The sequence below is a fragment of the Pedobacter sp. 22226 genome (genome assembly GCF_052045455.1).
Lineage (GTDB): Bacteria > Bacteroidota > Bacteroidia > Sphingobacteriales > Sphingobacteriaceae > Pedobacter > Pedobacter jeongneungensis.
On record NZ_JBQEPB010000014.1, the window covers coordinates 63,165 to 82,659 of the forward strand.

22 protein-coding genes and 1 tRNA gene are annotated in these 19,495 nt (G+C 38.1%); 4 read left to right on the forward strand and 19 right to left on the reverse strand.

What is annotated here, in order from left to right:
• The first annotated feature begins 312 nt into the window (after nt 1-312).
• The 3 genes from ACTJKC_RS24900 (at nt 313) to ACTJKC_RS24910 (ending at nt 1,680) form a co-directional block, all read left to right on the forward strand.
• Nucleotides 313-753: an Hsp20/alpha crystallin family protein gene (locus ACTJKC_RS24900; protein WP_440796317.1), complete on the forward strand. Its 441-nt coding sequence runs from the start codon at nt 313-315 to the stop codon at nt 751-753.
• An 81-nt stretch (nt 754-834) separates the two neighbouring features.
• Nucleotides 835-1,143, forward strand: coding sequence for a hypothetical protein (locus ACTJKC_RS24905; protein WP_440796319.1), 309 nt, complete (start codon nt 835-837; stop codon nt 1,141-1,143).
• A 102-nt stretch (nt 1,144-1,245) separates the two neighbouring features.
• Entirely contained in the window at nt 1,246-1,680 is a 435-nt protein-coding gene (locus tag ACTJKC_RS24910) for a response regulator (RefSeq protein ID WP_440796321.1), read from the forward strand.
• Nucleotides 1,681-1,910: 230 nt separating this feature from the next.
• Here ACTJKC_RS24910 and ACTJKC_RS24915 read toward each other — a convergent pair whose 3' ends face one another.
• Nucleotides 1,911-2,093, reverse strand: coding sequence for a hypothetical protein (locus tag ACTJKC_RS24915; RefSeq protein WP_440796323.1), 183 nt, complete (start codon nt 2,091-2,093; stop codon nt 1,911-1,913).
• 156 nt (nt 2,094-2,249) lie between these two features.
• On the opposite strand from ACTJKC_RS24915, the gene ACTJKC_RS24920 reads away from it, so the two are divergent.
• Nucleotides 2,250-3,254 carry an SDR family oxidoreductase gene (locus ACTJKC_RS24920; RefSeq protein ID WP_440796325.1) on the forward strand — a complete coding sequence of 335 codons (1,005 nt, stop codon included), beginning with the start codon at nt 2,250-2,252 and terminating at the stop codon, nt 3,252-3,254.
• Between the two features lie 463 nt (nt 3,255-3,717).
• Here ACTJKC_RS24920 and ACTJKC_RS24925 read toward each other — a convergent pair.
• The 18 genes from ACTJKC_RS24925 to ACTJKC_RS25010 form a co-directional block, all read right to left on the reverse strand.
• A tRNA-Leu gene (locus tag ACTJKC_RS24925) sits at nt 3,718-3,797 on the reverse strand.
• A 79-nt stretch (nt 3,798-3,876) separates the two neighbouring features.
• A complete protein-coding gene (locus ACTJKC_RS24930) occupies nt 3,877-4,188 on the reverse strand; it encodes a DUF3817 domain-containing protein (protein WP_440796327.1) in 312 nt (103 codons plus the stop codon).
• 618 nt (nt 4,189-4,806) lie between these two features.
• On the reverse strand, nt 4,807-5,343 hold the full coding sequence (hscB, locus tag ACTJKC_RS24935; protein ID WP_440796329.1) for a Fe-S protein assembly co-chaperone HscB: 537 nt from the start codon (nt 5,341-5,343) through the stop codon (nt 4,807-4,809).
• An 82-nt stretch (nt 5,344-5,425) separates the two neighbouring features.
• Complete coding sequence (gene rseP, locus ACTJKC_RS24940; RefSeq protein WP_440796331.1) at nt 5,426-6,814, reverse strand: RIP metalloprotease RseP; 1,389 nt, start codon at nt 6,812-6,814, stop codon at nt 5,426-5,428.
• A 28-nt stretch (nt 6,815-6,842) separates the two neighbouring features.
• On the reverse strand, nt 6,843-8,054 hold the full coding sequence (locus ACTJKC_RS24945) for a 1-deoxy-D-xylulose-5-phosphate reductoisomerase (protein WP_440796333.1): 1,212 nt from the start codon (nt 8,052-8,054) through the stop codon (nt 6,843-6,845).
• Nucleotides 8,055-8,081: 27 nt separating this feature from the next.
• Nucleotides 8,082-8,459 (reverse strand): four helix bundle protein, encoded by a 378-nt coding sequence (locus ACTJKC_RS24950; RefSeq protein WP_440796335.1) that lies wholly within the window; start codon nt 8,457-8,459, stop codon nt 8,082-8,084.
• Nucleotides 8,460-8,572: 113 nt separating this feature from the next.
• Nucleotides 8,573-10,072 (reverse strand): GH3 auxin-responsive promoter family protein, encoded by a 1,500-nt coding sequence (locus ACTJKC_RS24955; RefSeq protein ID WP_440796337.1) that lies wholly within the window; start codon nt 10,070-10,072, stop codon nt 8,573-8,575.
• Nucleotides 10,073-10,096: 24 nt separating this feature from the next.
• Complete coding sequence (locus ACTJKC_RS24960; protein WP_440796339.1) at nt 10,097-10,699, reverse strand: zeta toxin family protein; 603 nt, start codon at nt 10,697-10,699, stop codon at nt 10,097-10,099.
• 5 nt (nt 10,700-10,704) lie between these two features.
• Nucleotides 10,705-10,938, reverse strand: coding sequence for a hypothetical protein (locus ACTJKC_RS24965; protein WP_440796341.1), 234 nt, complete (start codon nt 10,936-10,938; stop codon nt 10,705-10,707).
• A 1-nt stretch (nt 10,939) separates the two neighbouring features.
• On the reverse strand, nt 10,940-11,728 hold the full coding sequence (locus ACTJKC_RS24970; RefSeq protein ID WP_344849601.1) for a hypothetical protein: 789 nt from the start codon (nt 11,726-11,728) through the stop codon (nt 10,940-10,942).
• The gene (locus ACTJKC_RS24975) at nt 11,725-12,693 is read right to left on the reverse strand and encodes a glycosyltransferase (protein WP_440796343.1); all 969 of its coding nucleotides are present in this window, start codon (nt 12,691-12,693) and stop codon (nt 11,725-11,727) included. The genes ACTJKC_RS24970 and ACTJKC_RS24975 overlap by 4 nt, the downstream gene beginning before the upstream one ends.
• Before the next feature lie 74 nt (nt 12,694-12,767).
• A complete protein-coding gene (locus tag ACTJKC_RS24980; RefSeq protein WP_440796345.1) occupies nt 12,768-13,718 on the reverse strand; it encodes a glycosyltransferase family 2 protein in 951 nt (316 codons plus the stop codon).
• A 126-nt stretch (nt 13,719-13,844) separates the two neighbouring features.
• Entirely contained in the window at nt 13,845-14,003 is a 159-nt protein-coding gene (locus tag ACTJKC_RS24985) for a hypothetical protein (RefSeq protein WP_440796347.1), read from the reverse strand.
• Complete coding sequence (locus ACTJKC_RS24990; RefSeq protein ID WP_440796349.1) at nt 13,993-14,568, reverse strand: zeta toxin family protein; 576 nt, start codon at nt 14,566-14,568, stop codon at nt 13,993-13,995. The genes ACTJKC_RS24985 and ACTJKC_RS24990 overlap by 11 nt, the downstream gene beginning before the upstream one ends.
• Nucleotides 14,569-14,650: 82 nt before the next feature.
• On the reverse strand, nt 14,651-15,220 hold the full coding sequence (locus ACTJKC_RS24995; protein ID WP_440796351.1) for a DUF4199 domain-containing protein: 570 nt from the start codon (nt 15,218-15,220) through the stop codon (nt 14,651-14,653).
• A gap of 16 nt (nt 15,221-15,236) precedes the next feature.
• Nucleotides 15,237-15,905 (reverse strand): hypothetical protein, encoded by a 669-nt coding sequence (locus ACTJKC_RS25000; protein WP_344849589.1) that lies wholly within the window; start codon nt 15,903-15,905, stop codon nt 15,237-15,239.
• Nucleotides 15,906-16,011: 106 nt separating this feature from the next.
• Nucleotides 16,012-17,268, reverse strand: a complete 1,257-nt coding sequence (locus ACTJKC_RS25005) for a dihydroorotase (protein ID WP_440796353.1) — start codon at nt 17,266-17,268, stop codon at nt 16,012-16,014.
• A complete protein-coding gene (locus ACTJKC_RS25010; protein ID WP_440796355.1) occupies nt 17,265-19,304 on the reverse strand; it encodes a BatA domain-containing protein in 2,040 nt (679 codons plus the stop codon). Before ACTJKC_RS25010 ends, ACTJKC_RS25005 begins: the two co-directional genes overlap by 4 nt.
• Nucleotides 19,305-19,495: the final 191 nt, after the last annotated feature.

The following is a 19,495-nucleotide window of genomic DNA, read 5'->3' on the forward strand; positions in this document are numbered from 1 at the left end:
GGAAAAGGAAGGGATAGTCCCGTTTAATCATCAGTCTGGATCATCCGATAATCCGGCCACCCTACTCCTAAAAACCCCGCTCGCCACGCAAAAAATCAACAGTTGAAACTGAAAAATTTGCAGTTTGCAACTGAAAAAAAATCTGAAAATATGAAATTTTTTCAGCAGTCCAGCGCAGACAATATGAAAATATTGCCTCACAGCGCATCTGGCACAGCAGTTGATATTTGACTTACCGAATCTCATTGAGGTTTTAGAGAAAATTAATTGATTAATAGTCCATTTATTATTAAACCATTAAAAGGAGAAGCTATGACGTTAGTTAAATTTAATCCAGAAAAGAAGAACAGTACATTATTGCCAGGCTTTAATGACATTTTCGAATCCGTATTAGGCGATACTTATTTTTCAGATCGCCACATCAGTAGCCTTCCGGCCGTTAACATTTCAGAGTCCAGTGAAGAATATCAGATTGAGCTTGCTGCCCCGGGGCTGAAAAAAGAAGACTTTAAAGTTTCGGTGGAGGGTGAAACGCTAACTGTCTCTACCGGGCAGCGGAGTGAGAACAGTGTAGCTGAAAAGAATTATAACAGGCGAGAATTCAGCTATTCTGCTTTTACCAGGGTATTTACACTTCCTGAAAGCGCCGATGTAGAGCACATTTTGGCAAGCTACAGTGATGGCGTGCTAAAGCTAATCCTTCCAAAGAAAGAGGAAGCAAAGGCAGTTTCCAGACAGATAGCAATCAGCTAAACAATTTCAAAATGCCGCCCTCTGCGGCATTTTTAGTTAATCTTGAAAATACCTGACTATGGAAACTAAAGAGCATCACAAATGGATTCACTACTGGAAATAAAAATAGCACTTCATTTTAAGGGCACTGAAATTACATATGGTAAATTTGCTTTAGGAACCGAAAGGCAAACAGCACTTGATACATTTAATCTTCTCAAAGGAAGGACGGAACGTTCAGGCACTTGCATGATTCAGATGGTACTTACGCTTGAGGTTGCCGGACTTCCCATACGTTTGGCTACGATATTCTGCAACCTTAAAGAACTCAAGGAAAATGTTGCAATCATTTCAAAAGAAATCTTTCGAATTTCAAAACTCGAGGAAATTGGAATGTCTGCTTTTGAGTAAAAATATCCTTAGCAACACGCTCAATAGAAGACATTATATTATTTGGGATATTAGGGAGAGAAAATCACAGTAGCAACATACTCATACAATAGGAAGTAAATCATGAAAAGAAAAATTTTTATTGTTGAAGACGATCTGGCATTATTGGAAACATTGCAGGAACTTTTCAAGCTACATGGCTATATCTGCAACGGCAGTACCGACCCAAAAGAAGCAGTTCACCACATTGAGCGAAATCGTCCTGATCTGGTAATTCTGGATTACATGTTACCTGATTGGAATGGAGGAGAGCTTTGTAACGCCATCCGTGCTATCGATGGATTTGAATACATTCCCATCATCATTACTTCGGCTTACACGAAAATATTGCTTTCCCTATCTGATTATGGCTGCGATGCGATTCTGGAGAAACCCTTCTCGATCCAGCAAATCATGCAGCTTGTGGAGAATTTATTAGCAGAAAAACGCAGTGATAACGGACTTCTTCCGAAAGTCAAAACTGTAATCAAAAATGTGTTTCAACTTCCATATGACTAAATTATAGGGTATAAATTAAAACCTTTAATGTGAGCTGATTGTGGTATAACTTATTCAAAGTAAAACGCCATTCCTGAAATGCGGCAGGTTTATCTCACACCGGCACCGATGCATTCCATCTTATATAATTGAATAAAAGCCCCGGATGAACAGATAATCGGGGCTTTTATTCAATTGAGATACAATTCAGACAAATCCCGAGCTTAACCCCTACTTTTAAAAGGAGAAATCTAGGTATTTCCACCAGCATTTCCTGCAAGGTCTCCGCCAACATCTTCTTCGTCATCGGTTTCGCCTGTTAAACCACGCTGCACTTCATTGTCATCCACTTCTTTTTCTTTGTTCGGACTCTGTTGTGACTGGCTATTGTCCTTTTGGGTTTCCTGGTCCTTTGCTTCTTTATTTTCTTCCATGATATTTTTTATCATAAGAACACTTCCCGCAGAAGAATGGTTTTAAGCATAAGTCGTAATCTTATAAGGTGATCGTAAGTCAATCACCAGATATTTTAAAAAATCAAAACTATTGGAAAAGAAGCAGGGTTCTAATTTTACCTAGAAAATATTTTTATGGAAAATCAGATTATCAGCAGAAGAAAAGCTGTACAGGGCCTGGGCCTTGGTATCGCAGCGTTATCCCTAGCCCCTTCAATGGTTACTTCGGCGAGTACTAAAGAGGAAAGTTTTACCTCAGGACCTCTGGAAGATCCTACGACTAAATATCCCAGGCCGCCCTTTATCCACCAGAACCAACCCTGGCCTGCCCTGGCAAGCAAAATGGATCCCCGACCGGACCATGGTGAAACCAGTTACAAAGGTTCAGGCAGACTGGCAGGAAGAAAGGCATTGATAACAGGGGGTGATTCAGGTATGGGACGTGCTGCTGCCATTGCTTATGCACGTGAAGGTGCCGATGTAGCGATCAATTACCTGCCACAGGAAGAACCCGATGCAAAAGAGGTAGTCGAACTCATTAGAAAGGCTGGCAGAAAAGCCATTGCAATACCAGGCGATTTACGTGATGAAGACTTTTGCAAAAAACTGGTGGATACTGCAGCCAAAGAATTGGGTGGTCTCGATATCCTAATCAGCAACGCGGCACGTCAGCAGAGTAATCCCTCTATCACCGATATCACAACCGAACAATTTGACTGGACGATCAAAACCAACATATATGCGCCGTTTTGGATCATAAAAGCTGCATTGCCATACTTAAAACCAGGCTCTGCGATAATCGGGACGACTTCGGTACAAGCTACAGATCCTTCAGCTGACCTTTACGATTATGCACAGACAAAAGCAGCAACGACAAATTTTATTAAATCACTGGCTAAACAATTAGGTCCAAAAGGTATCAGGGTAAATGGCGTAGCCCCGGGCCCGATCTGGACACCATTGCAGATGGGAGGAGGTTCCACTCCCGAAAAATTAAAGGAATTTGGAAAAGAAACCCCACTGGGCAGGCCAGGGCAACCAGCTGAACTGGCTTCGATATATGTGCAACTTGCCGCTAACGATGCCAGTTATTCTACCGGGCAGATATATGGCGCAGCAGGAGGAAGTGGACAGCCTTAATGCAACAATATTTTTTAATGAATTATACTTATTGTGTTAGTGTATGCTAAAAGCCTTATAAAATTTAAAAACACAAAACGGAGTTTAGGCGCTATCCAGTTAAAATTCAACGACCTTTCGACATTTGAATGACAGGTATTTTGCTTTACGCGCGGAGCGCGTCCGGAGAATTTCGGAAATGAAATGGCCTTCCGGCCATTTCATCAGTTTAGCCGAACAGTTCCTTCACGCGCATATCTTTCGCATAGGTGGAATGTAGCCTGCGCACGTTGAAAGCCCGTGCCCCACATCATACTTTTGAGTTTATGTTCTCCGGAAGCGTAATTTCTCACATTCTGAAAATGATATGTTTAGAACCGCTTTTATTGACCAACGCTCAACGACAACATACTGAAAATCAAACAAAAAGGGTTGCTTTTTAATGAGCAACCCTTTAAGGTTTTTTGGGCTTGAGCCCGATAAGTACCCGGAGCCGGAGTCGAACCGGCACGGTTTCCCACAGGTGTTTGAGACCAGCGCGTCTACCAATTCCGCCATCCGGGCATTCTTGTTGGACGGGGTTGCAAATGTAGAAATTGAAAGTTAAAATCCAAAAATTATTTTCAATTAATTCATAACTGTTTTATTGCATGCCACTTGCATTTTCAGCTCGCTCATCTTTCAACTTCCTGTCAACAATAAATGGTGCAAAAGGCAGCAGAGAAGCCACAAAGATTAATAATGTCTTACCAAATTTCCATTTTTGCTCTTGCCAGGCCAATACCAATGTTGCGGCGTAAAGCACAAATAACAAACCATGCGCCCATCCCGTATATTTTACATACAGCGGCATATTTGCGAAATATTTTAATGGCATAGCTACAAATAATAAAAGCAGATAGGATATTCCTTCGGCTACGGCTACTTTACGGAAAATAGAAAGGGAACTGTTCATTGATCTGATTGTTTGTTCCGAAAGTAAAACAAAGCTGGTGGTTAACAAAAATTAAAAAATGATTTGACAATTGAGTGTTTTACAGAGGTTGAAGGCAGAAGGTGTAAGATTTAAGTGCTAAAATTTGAAGGAAGGATGTCATCGATATCATTAACATACTCCAGTAGATAAACTCGTCATCTCAACTGAAGCGAAACGAAACGGAGAGATCTATCTTCAGTTGTCGGATTCAATACGTCAGCCATCTGCCCTTTTACATTTTCCATATTTAACCGCAAAGCTAAGCCTGATTCGATACAACATTATCTCCAGACATCGGACCTCTGACTTCGGACTAATTCAATCATCCATTTTTAACCGAAGGACGCAGAGTGAAGGCGCAGAGCGCGCAACGTTAATCTTAGGTGTCGTAGTTATTTGACAAATTAAATAAAAAAACCATCATCTCAACTGAAACGCCACCTTTACCGATTCTTAATCGGTAGTAGAACAGAGAGATTATCTAGAGGTAGATTTCTCGACTTCGCTACACTCCGCTCGAAATGAGGCAATTATGAGAATAGCTATCTTCGGACATCAGACCTCTGACATAGGACTTAATCCATTTTCCATCTTACATCATCCATCTATTCTTTCCCTAATCCTGTCAATGTATTTCTGACGATAAAAATTATCTTTTAATGAAGGTAAAAGTGCCTCAGAATTTTCCGGATCCTTATCGAACTGATTTATTAAGTCTTCCAGTTCATTCTTCAAATCTTTTTCTATAGTTTCAACATCGCGTTTTACCTGCGCCAGCTTTTCTGCATCAGGTTCGAATTCCAGGTCCATCAAAGCTTCGTTGATATCCATCATTTCCATCAAAAACATTTGCGACAATTGATATCCTTCATCTGTTGCCACAATACCCTTTAATTCCAATACGTATTTTAAGCGTTTTTTAGCATTACTTAGTGTTTGGTATGCCTTGTTGTTCAGAGTTGATAAATCGAGCACCTCCTGCTGCTTCTCTTCGCTTTCATTGGCATAAAAATCGGGGTGAAAGTGCTTACTCAAAGCATAAAACTTTGCTTTAACCGCATTTTGATCAGGGTTAAACTGTATTGGAAGATCGTAAAATTCGAAATAATCAGGCTGTTGGGTTGCTTCGTTCATGATGTTCTTAAATTAAAAAGCCGCAGATGTACAGTTTGAATAATCAAATCTGTGCATCTGCGGCAATTATATCAATTTGGTTTTACTTACCGAAGGATTTTAAAATATCATTACCAAAAGCAAACACCATTAAGCAGATCAGGATAACAAAACCCACGATTTGTGCCTTTTCCAGCACTTTTTCGCTTACAGGCTTACGCTGTATCATTTCGATCAAAAGAAACACTACGTGGCCTCCATCCAAACCCGGGATAGGCAATAAATTCATAAATGCTAGAGCCATCGAAATCAATCCTGTTAAAGTCCAGAATTTAACCCAGTCGAACGTACTGCCATAAACTTTTGCAATACCAATCGGGCTGCTGATGTTACGTGCACTCAATTTACCGGTAATCATTTTACCAATACCTTTTGCATTATCTACAAAAGTGCTCCAGGCCATGCTTGCCCCAACCGGGAAAGACTCAATAAAACCAAAATCCACATGCGCCGTTTCTGGCGTACTTAGGTTAGGAATAATCCCGATTGTACCTTCTTTGCTTACTTTAAGATCAAAAGTAACTTCTTTTCCTTTACGAAGGGCATTAATGGTAACCGGTTTCAATTTATTTTTAGAAACCTCTTCTTTAAACTGATCGAAGAAAGTGATGGGCTTACCGTTAACAGCTAAAATGCTATCGCCAGGTTTAATACCCGCAGCATAGGCCGGATACACCGGTTTTTCGAATTTCCTGCCAAAAAGTTTGTCAAAAAATGAAGGCTTGTCAGCCTTTTCATCTGGCGCGCTTACCTTATCAACGCTTTGCATCCGGTAACGCGGAGAGATAAAATTCTCTTTATCGTTTTTCGATATTTTATTTAAAATGGTATCAGGAACCGAGATATAAAGGGTTTTATTTTCTCTCAGAATCGTTAATTGTGCACCATCAAATAAGACTTTACTCGATATGGCATCTTCAAAACGGATCAGTTTATTGCCGTTAATGGCTAAAATTTTATCCCCATTCTGCAGGCCGATTTCTTTACCGATCGTTCCAACCGAAATACCATCATTCAATTTGCTGTTAACCGTATAATTTTGGCCAATGTTAAAGGTTAACATCCAAAAAATAAAAATACCAACAATTACGTTCACGATAATACCGCCCAACATCACAATTAAGCGTTGCCAGGCTGGTTTTGAGCGGAATTCCCAGGGCTGTGCAGGTAATGCCATTTGTTCGGTATCCATGCTCTCATCAATCATTCCCGCAATTTTCACATAACCACCCAATGGCAGCCATCCTATTCCATATTCAACATCACCTTTTTTGAAACTAAAAAGTTTGAAACCCCAGGCATCAAAAAACAGATAAAACTTTTCTACTTTAATACCAAATGCCCTGGCTGCCAAGAAATGCCCTAATTCGTGTAATATTACCAATAAAGACAATCCGAGCAGCAGCTGCCCCGCCATAATCAATCCATTCATATTTTCTTATAAAATTTTATGTTAGATGTTAAACTATACTTTTTGTTACTAATTCGCCGGCTAAGATACGGCTATGTTTGTCAGTTTCTAAATAATCACTCAATTGTGGCTTTTCTATAAAACCAATCTTTTCCATACATTGCTCAATTACCTCACTCATCTGCAGGAAACCGATTTTATCGTTCAAAAATGCTTCTACAACAACTTCATTTGCTGCATTTAAAATACAAGGCATATTCCCTCCTTTTCTCAAGGAAGTAAACGCTAAGCCTAAATTTCTGAAGGTTTCCATATCTGCTTTCAGGAAGCTAAAGTTTGGATATTCCAGGAAGTTAAAACGCTTAAAATTGTTTTTTAGCCTATCGGGATAATTTAAAGCATACTGAATGGGCAATTTCATATCCGGAACGCCCATTTGCGCTTTCATTGAACCATCGGTAAATTGTACCAGGGAATGTACGATAGATTGCGGATGCACGATGACATCAATCTGATCTACATCGAGGTTAAACAGCCATTTTGCTTCGATTACTTCCAGACCTTTGTTCATCAGGGAGGCAGAATCAATGGTAATTTTAGCGCCCATTACCCAGTTTGGATGTTTTAGGGCTTGCTCTTTTTTAACGGTTGACAGGAAATCTTTGGTTTTGCCGAGGAATGGTCCACCGGAGGCCGTTAAATAAATCTTTTCGATTTCATTTTGCTCTTCTCCTACCAAACACTGAAAAATGGCCGAATGCTCCGAATCAACAGGTAAAATCTTCACCTGATGTTCTGCAGCCAATTGTGTAATGAGTTCGCCTGCTACAACCAGGGTCTCTTTATTGGCCAGGGCAATGTTTTTACCAGCTTTTATAGCAGCAATGGTAGGTTTTAAGCCTACTGAGCCCATTAATGCGGTAAGCACCACATCGCTATCGGCATAAGATGCAACTTCTGATAAAGCTGATTCGCCAGCTAAAACTTTTATACCAAATCCTGACAAAGCATTTTTAACTTCAGCGTATTTATTTTCATCGCAGATGACCACAACAGCTGGTTTAAATTCCAGCGCTTGTTGAATCAATAATTCAGAATTCTTTAATGCGGAGAGTACAACAACTTTAAATGTATCGGGGTGATCCCTTACCACTTCCAGTGCTTGTGTACCTACACTTCCTGTAGAACCTAGTATGGTTATTTTCTTTACAGATTGTTGTATTGTAGTATTGTTCAATTGTTTTTCTTTCTCTCGTATCAAAAATTTAATTGCTGCAGCAGCTTTGGGTTAAATTTTTAATCTTTCATTTGTAAATTTTATCAGTTGATGAATTTCTTTAGGTAAGATTTCCAAAGTGGCAAAAATCTTTGAATACGTGTCATCATCTATCAACTTCCTAACTTTTGCTTTTTCGTTCCAGTCTAAGCACTCTTTAACTGAACCAAAGCTATAATAATAAAACTTGACCTTATCTTTTTTATGATAGCGGCCAAAACCTTCAGCAATATTAGCAGAAATTGAATCAACAGCATCAACAAACTGTTGCCCAATAGTGTACTTTGCAAAACTATCCCAATTTACGACCAAATCCCAAACCAAATTGCTAAGATGAAAGGATTTTGTATATGCTGTTATCTGATCTAATTGTAAATAATTCTTTTCCATCTTGTTAAACCGTTAATTATCAATAATAATTTAGCAATTTTCATTTGCACCATGCTAAACAATTAAATAATTTCATTAACTCAGCACTTTGTAGCAATTTAGCCATTTAACAATTAAACAATATATTTCTCCAACCCATCTGCCAGTTTCCTATCATTACTCAACCTTGGCACTTTATTCTGTCCGCCTAATTTTCCCTCACTTTTCATGTAATTTACAAAGGCATCTTTTTGCAAAGTACGTATTATTAATGGCTGAAGGATGTTACCCTCAATCAGGTCAAAGTAATAAATATTTTTCTTTTGTAAAGCCTCATCCACCTTTTTACTAAAGGCAGCCAAATCTTTAGGTGCAGAAGAAAACTCTACAAACCACTCATGATAAGGCAGTTGCCCAGCTTGCGGATTAACCTGTGGCGCCACTGTAAATTCTGTAATTTCTACTTTTTCTTCGTTTGCTACACTTAAAATCGCCTGTTCTACTTCTTCCCCTATTACATGTTCGCCAAAAGCAGAAATAAAATGTTTTATCCGTCCGGTGACCACGATTTTGTAAGGATTCTTCGAAACAAACTTCACCGTATCACCAATACTATAGCCCCACAAACCTGCGTTGGTATTTAAAATCAGGGCATAATTGGTATCCAGTTCTACTTCTGCAAGTGATAAACGCGTCGGATTATCGTTATAGTATTCATCAGCCGGAACAAATTCGTAGAAAATCCCTGCATCTGCCAATAATAATAAGCCTTTATCATTCTGCGAATCCTGATAAGCAATAAATCCTTCTGAAGCGGGGTATGTTTCAATGGCATCGATCTTTTTGCCGATTCTTTGCTCAATTTTTGCCCTATACGGCTCGAAATTTACTCCACCATAAATAAACAGACTAAAATTCCTGAATATTTCGGCAATTTTCTTACCTCCTGCTTTTTCAGAAAGTTTATCGAAATACATCTGTACCCAGGGTGGAATTCCGGAGATCAAAGTCATGTTTTCGTTAATGGTTTCGTCTACAATAGCATCTACTTTTTGCTCCCAATCTTCGATAATATTCGTTTCGTAAGAAGGCAAACGATTCTTTTGCAGGTATGCAGGAACGTGATGTGCCACAATGCCTGATAAGCGCCCCACATTAATTCCATGTTTTACACTCAAAACCGGACTACCCTGTAAAAAGATCATTTTTCCGTTTACAAAATCAGCTTTTCCTGTTTCGTTAATGTAAGTTAAAATGGCATTCCGGGCAGCTTTAATGTGCTCGGGCATCGATTCTTTAGAAAGCGGAATGTATTTTACTCCTGAAGTAGTACCTGATGTTTTGGCAAAATAAAGAGGTTTACCTTTCCAAAGCACATCGGCTTCGCCTGCTACTACACGATCTACATAAGGTTTTAAGCCCTCATAATCCTGTACCGGAACATGTTTTTTAAAATCAGCGTAGTTTTTTATTTCTTCAAAATGATGATCTTTTCCAAAAGCGGTATTCTTAGCCTCATCAACCAGCTTGCTTAATATTTTATTTTGAGCATTAACGGCATTATTTTTCCATTTGTTGATCTGCCAAACCGCAAATGCTGCAAAGGGTTTACTTAATGCTGCTTTTAATCCCATGTTTAATGATTGAATTTGGAATGATTAAATGTTTGAGAAATCTATATTCTTATTAATGATAGAAAAAGCTGTTTCACTTAATCTATCATTGCTAAATGCATATTTAGCGAATAGTTGTATAAATTGATGGTTATTTGAGTGGTAATCCCATATCTCCAGTCCTCTTAATGTCATAATCTTTTCATTCCTATTTTTATTTCCTGTGTAAATAAAATCAGCTTGATCAAAATAATAATGGTGAAAAGCTACATTTTTAAAATTTTCGTTGAAATTTATACCTACATTACCTTTAGTAATGTTTAAACCATTTTGTTCCAAATACCGCGTTGCAACTCTATTTAATGACTGTTGAGGGCTATTTAAAAATAACACAATCAAATTGGTTTCGTAACCGGCCTTTTTGGCGTCTACAATATAATCCTTAAAGGCTATGTTGTTAAATACTGTTTCAAAAACAATATTCTTTTTTTCCTTCAAAGCACTATAAAAAACTTCCCTGGTTCTTGTTTTATAAACATCTGTCATGATCACCTCAAACCTTGAAAATTCATTCAACCTGCTCCTTATAAAACTAGATTTACCAGCGGCATTAGGCCCCGTAATCACAAAAAGATTCGGATTTGCCATATCGGTTAGTTTAACAGTCTTTCATAAGTATCAACAATTGCAACAGAATGCCCAGCTTCATCATATTTCACTTCGAACAATACCAAAAAAATTCTTCCATCAGGCATTTCCTTTCTCCAATATTCACCGTCTTCTTCAACCTGGTAATAATATGGATTTCCTAATTCGAAGGCTCTTTGTCTTCCCAGTTCAGCAAAATTATTCAAATTGCTAAGTATCCGATCTATTAACTCTGCCATACTAAACAATATTATGTAAAATATCCGGGTGTTCGTCGCCTTTGTACTCGCCTGAAATTTTACGATAAGCTACGGTTAATGCCACGCTCGATAGCGGAACAATGATAAACGAGCTTAAAATATTTACAATGAAGGCAACTAAGGGCCATTGCAGGTAGTTTAGCAACAGATAAATCAAATATCCACCACCTAAAACAACCAAAAGCAATAAAATTTTGGTGAAGTTTCCTTTTGTAGTCGCCAAACTCAATTTGATAGAATCGAATGGGGTTGCGCCTTTATCAATAATAAAAAACGGGAAGAAAGAAATCCGTAACCAGGTAATAAAAATAGCAATAATACCTACTGATATGGCTACATTTTTAACAATTGATATGTTAATTCCAGTATAAATGAAAGGAAAGGCAACCAAAATCACCACAAGATAAACGCCCAGGATACAAGCCACAAAATAAAGTGTAGCCACCAAAAACCTGATAATCTGCAGCCTGGTTGGCAAGGTATCTACAATTTTAACATCGCTTTCTTCATCATCCATTAAATGGAAAATGTACTTAAACAACGAAAGGTTAATGGTAAAGTACAGCAGCACAAAAATGATTACCATTATTACACTCAATGCCTTGCTTACATCTTTAATAAAAAAAGCCATTAAGCTGGATGCACTTGCCGTGATAAACATCAGAAAGCATAGCGTAGCAATCGAAAAATAGTGTTTTTTGGTGATGCCCCATGCTTTCTGCATTACATCATTAACGGCAAACGTACTTTCTTTTAGGTAATTGATCATTGTTGTTTGAATACCACGCGTTTAAATAAATCCTGTATAAATCCTAAACCATAAGCGGTTAATTGAATAAATGAAGATATAATGCTCAAAAATGCAACTTTTAACGATTTATTTACAGACCATGAATGAAAAAATATCAACATAAAGTAAATCAATAAGAAGAAGTTACAAACATATGCCAGTGGCGGATAGATAAAGTTACACAAAATGGTGAAACCAAAGCCCAGTGTGAATAAAGCAGGAAAAAAATGCACCAGTTTTAATTCTTTTGGAAAATGTTTATAAATATTGATCCTGGCCCTGCCGAAAAAGTGTAACTGCTTATAAAACTGACTAAAACTTGTCCGGCGCTTATGATAAACCTTTGCATCGGGGATTAAACCGATTTTGAAACCATTTTCGTGTATGCGGATACTGTACTCGATATCTTCGCCCAGACGGGTTAAAATAAAACCGCCAACTTTTTCCCAGGCCTGGCGGGAAACCCCCATATTAAAACTGCGTGGATGAAACTGGCCCACATGCTGCTTATTTCCACGGATACCGCCGGTTGTGAAAGGCGATGTCATAGCATAACTAATAGCCTTTTGCACTGGCGTAAAGCTATCGTGCGCTGCATCCGGACCGCCATAAGCATCTAAATGATGCTCGTAAAGATAATTTTTAACGATTTCGAGATAATCGGCGGGAACGAGGATGTCTGAATCAAAAATGATAAAATAATCTCCTTTAGACCTTTCAAATCCGAAATTACGGGCAAAGCCTTGTCCGGCATTCTCCTTGAAATAATATTTTACATCCAGTTTATCTGCATAGCTATTTACAATGGCTTTTGCATCATTTTTGGAGCCATCTTCAATTACCAGCACCTCAAACTGCAAATAAGTCTGTTTGGTTAAGGTGCGCAAAAGCTCGTCTATTTCTTGTGGACGATTGTAAAGGGGAATTATAATGGAGAAAAACATTTTTTGGAGGTTGAAGGTTGAGGGTTTAAAGATTGAGGGTACAGGGGCGGATAAACCTTCCGCCTTCCCGCCTTCTACCTTAATTCCTTTTCTATCAAATACTGGTTTCTTTCGGGTGCGTTACGCGATAAGAGTTCTGCTATAAAGCCTGCCAGGAACATCTGCGAACCTACAACAATGGCCACCAATGATAAATAAAACAACGGCTGATCGGTTACATCGCGGTAAGCAAGGCCTTTCCAGATTAAAATTTGCTTTTCTATCAGGACGTAAAGCGACATGATAATTCCCAAAAAGAAACTTAACACCCCTAAAGAGCCAAAAAAGTGCATGGGGCGTTTACCGAATTTACCTACAAAGAAGATCGACAATAAATCTAAAAAGCCATTGATAAACCTGCTGAAACCAAATTTGGTTGTTCCGTATTTACGTGCGCGGTGCTCTACCACCTGCTCGGCTATTTTACCAAAGCCTGCCCACTTGGCGATTACCGGGATATAACGGTGCATTTCGCCATAAACTTCAATCGTTTTGATTACATCGCTACGGTAGGCTTTCAAGCCACAGTTAAAATCGTTCAGTTCTATGCCACTCATTTTACGGGTAGCCGCATTGAAGAGTTTGGTAGGGATAGTTTTGGTAATCGGATCGTAACGTTTCTTTTTCCAGCCAGAAATAAGGTCGAGTTTTTCTTCCTTGATGCGACGGTACAACTCTGGTATTTCATCCGGACTATCCTGCAAATCGGCATCCATGGTGATTACCACATCGCCTTTTGTAGCTTCGAAACCTACATTTAAAGCTGCAGATTTACCGTAGTTACGTCTAAATTTAATGCCTATTATAGCAGGATTTTGAAGCCTTAGTTCTTCAATTATCTCCCACGATCTGTCGGTACTGCCATCATCAACCAAAATAATCTCATAGCTGAAATTATTGGCAATCATCACTTTATCAATCCAGGCCGTTAATTCGGGCAAAGATTCATCTTCATTAAATAAGGGTACTACAACTGATATATCCATTTAGTGATTTGAGACTTGAGATTTGAGATTTGAGATTTTCCCAACCAAATCCTTTACAAAATTAAAACGTGCAAATTTCATCAAATTAAATGATAAAACCTGCACGTTCAAAATTTTTGATCTTAATTATAATTTAATGTCTTTAGCTTTTACTTTCACAATTTTTCCCTGATCGGAGAAAACTAAAACACCATCGTTCTTTGCTTTATAGGCAACCAGTTTTTTGAAAGCCAGATTAAGACCTAAGCGTATTTTTTCTCTTAACTCAATATTGTTATTTTCCATTTGATAAGAAATTAAATTTTGACCAGGTATTTCTTTCAAAGATAGTGATTTCATTTTTTAAATTTCCTTCGGCAATAAATTGTAGATCGCCATTAGAACTATTTATAATTAACCAGTAATCTGCAACATTGGTAAACTGCTGTAAATTTTCTATTCCTTTTTTATACCTTCTCCGGATTACATCTTCAGGAATATCATGCCCACCTTCTAGTACCCTCGTTTTAACCCTTTCAATGGCAAGCTCTACGTCATTTAACCAAAAGAATAACAGGGTAACCTGATAGCCCAATGATTTGGCTTTTTCAATTGTATTTAGGTAAGATTTTGTGGTTAGTGTAGTTTCGATGGCAAAATCGACCTTTTGGTTCAGCAGTTCTTCAATTCTGTTCAGCATAATTTTACCTGCCCGAATGGCAACACTTGCAGGTTTAAATGGAGAAATTCCACGGGCAATTTCATCAGCATTAACAAACTCCCTGCAATTTAGCATTTCGGGTAAAACCGTAAAGGATGCTGTTGTTTTACCAGCGCCATTACAACCAGAAATAATATATAAATCTTGCATTCAGTATGTTATATAAATTAAAACGTGCAAACTTTATCAAATTAATGATAAAACCTGCACGTTCAAAATTTTATAAAGGAAATTAAGCTTCTTTAGGAAACGAGTCAAACCTTACCGGTTCTTTTTTCTTTAAGATTGCAGATAGAATTAAAGAAAGTACGCCGTATAAGGCTAATGAAACGCCAAAGCTTGTAAAGATATTTTTAAAAGTAGGTTCTAGTTTTTCCTGCATATTACCTGCTTTAGCCATAGCTTCATCAATCTGCTCGCTGGCCATACCGAATTTTTCCATCATTGCACGTTGCGCATCTTCAATTGCTGCAGCAGCCTTAGCAGGAAGATCAGGATCAATAAATTTCATCAGTACAACATTATAAAGTGTTGCGGTTAAGGCCAGTATAAGCGAAATAATTAAAAAAGCTTTAAAAGCTTCTCCAAATGTCCAAAAACCACCTATTTCTTTGCGAATATTGATTCCTACTACAACAAGCAGCGCAATAAATAAAACAAATATGCCTACCTGGGCAAGAAAACTGGTGTACACTAATACCGGATCTATAAAATGCAGGGTTAACGATAATACTACCGAAACCGCCGCAAGCATAAACCCGTTTTTAAGCGATAATTTGGAAATAAGAGCACTCTTGTCCATAATTTTAAATTTTAGTTTAATTATTAATTGTTGTAATTAATATATAAGTAGCAGAATCGAACGATTTGTTACTGCTAAATTGAATTAATTCTTTTGTGGTTTCTGCGCTTCCTTCAACATCAAGGAAAAAGGCCATAAAAGGCACGAATAATTCCTGCATTTCTTCGCTGATATTTAATTTTTCGGCAGTTTTGCAAATTTCTTCTACACTGCTTTCTGCCAGTTGCTGGTTGCTGATTAATTCCTCATAAATTTCAAACTCATCCTGAAATTCATCATCCTCTACCAGCAAAAATTCTTTCAGGAAATCACCTAATTCAGGATCCAGATCCTCATCCTTACACTCTTTTATGTAAAGTAAAAGGTTTAAAAGCTCGGTTCCCCTATCAATGGTTTCTTCTTCAATATTTGCCCATTCGTCGCTTTCCAGGTAATCGTCTTCCAGTTTCTGCACGTCGCTGCTAAAGAAGTTTACCATCAATAAATCGAAAAATACCTCACGCAGTTCTTCAAATTTCGGATAAGTATCGAAAACGGCATCAAAAGCTTCTGCTTTATCTAAAAAATTAACATCCAGTTCAAAAGCAGCCAGTAATTCTGTTTCAAAACCTTCTACATTAATGGCCGAAACATCAGCATACTGATTAATGGCGGCACTTAGTGCTTTTTTTACTCTATTATCCATAATTAAGATTTTTAAGATTACAGGATTTTAAGATCATTACATCGATCCGTCATGCTGAATTTATTTCAGCATCTATATATAGTAATGGCAGTTAAGCTCTTTTCAACTAACTCTCCGAATACTGATTATTATTATAAACCAACGTTACTTTACCAGTAAGCTGAGTTCCCAATAATGGGCTGTTTGCCGATTTGGAAAGGTTGCTAGCTGCATTGTACAACCACTTTTCGGTCGAATTAAATACCGTAAAGTTGGCTTTGGCACCTTCTTCTATCACCGGAACAGCTAAATTTAATAATTTACGTGGATTAATGGCTAATTTCTCGGCAATTAAAGCACTGTCTAACCCGGCTTTTAATAATAAGGGTAATACGGTTTGTAAAGCAATCATCCCATAATGGGCAATTTCGAACTCTACATTTTTAAATTCAATTTCTTCCGGACGGTGCTGCGAGGTAATGGCATCGATGGTGCCATCTTTTAAACCAGCAATTAAAGCTTTTACATCAGCTTTGCCACGTAATGGTGGTTTAACCTTGTAATTGCTATCGAAATCGTTTAAAAGTTCTTCGGTGAATACGAGGTGATGCGCGGTTACATCGCAAGAGATCTGCACGCCGTCTTTTTTTGCCTTACGAATCAAAGCTACAGCACCCGCAGTTGAGATATTACTGATGTGGATTTTGGTTTCGTTATAAGAAGCGAGGAAAATATCACGTGCGATGTGCATTTCTTCGGCCAAAGCGGGCAAACCTTTCATGCCCAAAAGCACAGAATTTTTGCTCTCATTGATCTGCGATTTACCAGCAATTGATTTATTTTCGGGATAAACCATTAACAGCGCATCAAAACCTTTGGCGTATTGCAAGGCGCGACTCATGAAACCATCGTCCTGCAAGGCCTTATCTCCATCCGAAAAAGCCACTGCGCCGGCCTGTTGCATATCGAAAAGTTCAGCAAGTTCTTTGGCTTCGCGGTTCTGGCTGATGGCGCCAACCGGAAAAACATCAACCAGGTTATTTTTGGCCCTGTTGATGATATATTCTACCTGAGATTTTGACTGCACAACCGGACTGGTTTGTGGCAAAAGGGCCAGACCCGTAAATCCGCCCGCTTTTGCAGTTTCGGTAAGTGTGTAGATATCTTCCTTGGTTTCGAAACCCGGATCGCCAGCCACACAGTTTAAATCAAAAAAACCAGGCGTTAAAAAGGCACCCTGAGCATCGAAAACGGTTTCGTTTTTACCGGCAGTTAATTTACCTATGTTTTTAATTGTACCATTTTCAACCCGAACATCGCATAGTTGGTTGTTAAATTTACTCTGCGGATCGGCAACGGTTACATTTTTAACCAGGAGATTCATATTGTTCTTTTTGTGTTGTTAAAAAATCGGATGAGCAAAATTTCTGCTGCAATAAAAATCAGCGACAAAATTAGGCAAAGTTTCCATAATGTCTGCCCGATTTTATTAGCGCCGGCAATTAATTTAACGGCATCTTTATCGGTATCAAATATTTTAAGGTTGTTTTTACCGGCCAATTGTTCCAGTTCTGGTTTGCTCAAATAATGCATATCAGATTCTGTACGGCCGTTGTTAAAACTGTAAACTGCAAGTAAGGAATCAGCAAGTTTTAAGTTATAAAATCCTGCATTTTTAACCTGATCGGCAATATAGATCAGGGTTTTACCATCTGCCTGACGGATTTCGGGAATAGCCTCAAAATGATCGGCTGTAATTTTTAAGGTCTGGTTTTTACCCAAGGCAATCTTTTTGCTGGCCAGAGCGTTATCATTGCCAAGATTATAATATAAGGGGGCTTCGTTTCCACCACTCAAAGCAACACGGTAAATTAAGGGTACGAAAACCGGGTGACGGGCCAGATTGCCATCATTTACATTTAAACCAGAAGCAGATAAATAAACCTGCCCGCTACCTATTCCATATTTCGAGAAAAATGATTTTCTACCTGGAAGGGTCATAATATCCTCTTTATTGGAAGTGTTGCTTTCTACAAAAGAATAATAACGGGTAACTGCCGGAAGATCTAAATTTTTAGGAATTTCCTCAAAAACAGTTTTAAAAATCGGGTTTTGAAGGTCAATCTGGTCTACTTTTGTGGCGGTAGTATTAAGCGACTGGAGTGCTGGTAAAGATAATCCACTTAAAAATGAGTTATATGTTTGAATATCGGCATCAAGGTCAGGAAAAAGCACCACGGTTCCGCCTGCGTTGAGATAGGTTTTAAGCTGCTGTGCCAAACCCGTTGAAGGATTTTTTAATCCATTTAAAACAATCAGGCCATAGTTGGCAAAACTGCTATAATTTACATTGCTTTCGGCATTTTCAGTAAGTTTATAATAGTTATCGGCTGCAAATAAAGCTTTAATATAATTGCCGGCATTTGGTCCGTTGATGCTTAAAACCGGAAAATTTTGATCTACCTTAAAACTAAACGACAAAGTATCATCAAAGGTTACCGGGAAATCTTTAATAGAAATGATCCCTTTTTGCCATCCGGCGGTGAGTCCGGAGAAGTTTAAAGTGTCTTTTACCGTTTTTCCTGCAGGAATAGTTACTGCACCCAAACCTTTCTGCTGATTGTTGATGCTTAATTTTAAGGGAATATTTTTAGCTTCTTCTTCCGAATAATTCTTTAACTGCACCACTAAACGCTCGTTAGCACCTGGTTGGTGGTTTGGCGAAAGTACCCAAACGCTATCAACGGCCACATTGGGCAAAGTATTGGCATTCAGTTTTAAGAATGAATATTGAATATCGGTTTTGGTTTCGAGTTTATTAGTGGTGGAGATATTTTTCTGAAAATCAGAAATCAAAAAGCTGTATTTGTTTCCTGCTCCGGTTAAAATATTTGCCTGTCTGTTTAATACCTGCTGAAGATTGCGGTTGGCTGCAGAGATTTTTACATCATCAAGTGCTTTTAAAAAATCTTCTTCGTTTAATAACCGTTGATGTTTCCCTTCAAAATCGTTTGTTAAAAGCTGAAAGCGGTCGTTAATGCCGAAACCTTTAACGAGTTCTTTCGCCCTGCGTTTGGCTTCATCGAGCAGGTTACCATCCTTATTTATGGCTTCCATACTGTAAGAATTATCGATATAAACGCTTACCACATTATTTACGGCAGTAGTTTTTTGGTTATGATCTGGAATATAAGGCTGGGCAAATGCCAGTACCAAAAAAATGATCGCTAAAATCCGAGAGAGTAAAATGAGCAGGTTTTTAAGCTTTTCTTTTGATGAATTTTGTTGTTCTACCTCTTTTAAAAGCTGAACGTTAGAGAAATAAACCTTTTTAAATTTCCTGAAATTGAATAAATGAATGATAACCGGGATGGCAACCGATATTAGTGCGAAAAGAAAGCCCGGATAAAGGAAATTCATTAAAAACCAAAGATAGAAAAATTATGGAATTGGGTATAACATTCCTTATTTATTATTATCAATGTTACTAAGTAACGTCATCTCCTTTGGTTTATCAAACTGATTTTTTTGTTGCAAATCTTATTACAAGAAGAAAGCTTAGTAAGCGTTTAAATAAAAGGCAGGGTGAATTTTCGTCATCTCTAGTTTTA

Coding starts and splice junctions, on each gene's coding strand:
- ACTJKC_RS24900 (WP_440796317.1), top strand. CDS start 313: ATGACGTTAGTTAAATTTAATCCAGAAAAGAAGAACAGTACATTATTG.
- ACTJKC_RS24905 (WP_440796319.1), top strand. CDS start 835: ATGGATTCACTACTGGAAATAAAAATAGCACTTCATTTTAAGGGCACT.
- ACTJKC_RS24910 (WP_440796321.1), top strand. CDS start 1,246: ATGAAAAGAAAAATTTTTATTGTTGAAGACGATCTGGCATTATTGGAA.
- ACTJKC_RS24915 (WP_440796323.1), bottom strand. CDS start 2,093: ATGGAAGAAAATAAAGAAGCAAAGGACCAGGAAACCCAAAAGGACAAT.
- ACTJKC_RS24920 (WP_440796325.1), top strand. CDS start 2,250: ATGGAAAATCAGATTATCAGCAGAAGAAAAGCTGTACAGGGCCTGGGC.
- ACTJKC_RS24930 (WP_440796327.1), bottom strand. CDS start 4,188: ATGAACAGTTCCCTTTCTATTTTCCGTAAAGTAGCCGTAGCCGAAGGA.
- hscB (WP_440796329.1), bottom strand. CDS start 5,343: ATGAACGAAGCAACCCAACAGCCTGATTATTTCGAATTTTACGATCTT.
- rseP (WP_440796331.1), bottom strand. CDS start 6,814: ATGAATGGATTGATTATGGCGGGGCAGCTGCTGCTCGGATTGTCTTTA.
- ACTJKC_RS24950 (WP_440796335.1), bottom strand. CDS start 8,459: ATGGAAAAGAATTATTTACAATTAGATCAGATAACAGCATATACAAAA.
- ACTJKC_RS24955 (WP_440796337.1), bottom strand. CDS start 10,072: ATGGGATTAAAAGCAGCATTAAGTAAACCCTTTGCAGCATTTGCGGTT.
- ACTJKC_RS24960 (WP_440796339.1), bottom strand. CDS start 10,699: ATGGCAAATCCGAATCTTTTTGTGATTACGGGGCCTAATGCCGCTGGT.
- ACTJKC_RS24965 (WP_440796341.1), bottom strand. CDS start 10,938: ATGGCAGAGTTAATAGATCGGATACTTAGCAATTTGAATAATTTTGCT.
- ACTJKC_RS24970 (WP_344849601.1), bottom strand. CDS start 11,728: ATGATCAATTACCTAAAAGAAAGTACGTTTGCCGTTAATGATGTAATG.
- ACTJKC_RS24975 (WP_440796343.1), bottom strand. CDS start 12,693: ATGTTTTTCTCCATTATAATTCCCCTTTACAATCGTCCACAAGAAATA.
- ACTJKC_RS24980 (WP_440796345.1), bottom strand. CDS start 13,718: ATGGATATATCAGTTGTAGTACCCTTATTTAATGAAGATGAATCTTTG.
- ACTJKC_RS24985 (WP_440796347.1), bottom strand. CDS start 14,003: ATGGAAAATAACAATATTGAGTTAAGAGAAAAAATACGCTTAGGTCTT.
- ACTJKC_RS24990 (WP_440796349.1), bottom strand. CDS start 14,568: ATGCAAGATTTATATATTATTTCTGGTTGTAATGGCGCTGGTAAAACA.
- ACTJKC_RS24995 (WP_440796351.1), bottom strand. CDS start 15,220: ATGGACAAGAGTGCTCTTATTTCCAAATTATCGCTTAAAAACGGGTTT.
- ACTJKC_RS25000 (WP_344849589.1), bottom strand. CDS start 15,905: ATGGATAATAGAGTAAAAAAAGCACTAAGTGCCGCCATTAATCAGTAT.
- ACTJKC_RS25005 (WP_440796353.1), bottom strand. CDS start 17,268: ATGAATCTCCTGGTTAAAAATGTAACCGTTGCCGATCCGCAGAGTAAA.
- ACTJKC_RS25010 (WP_440796355.1), bottom strand. CDS start 19,304: ATGAATTTCCTTTATCCGGGCTTTCTTTTCGCACTAATATCGGTTGCC.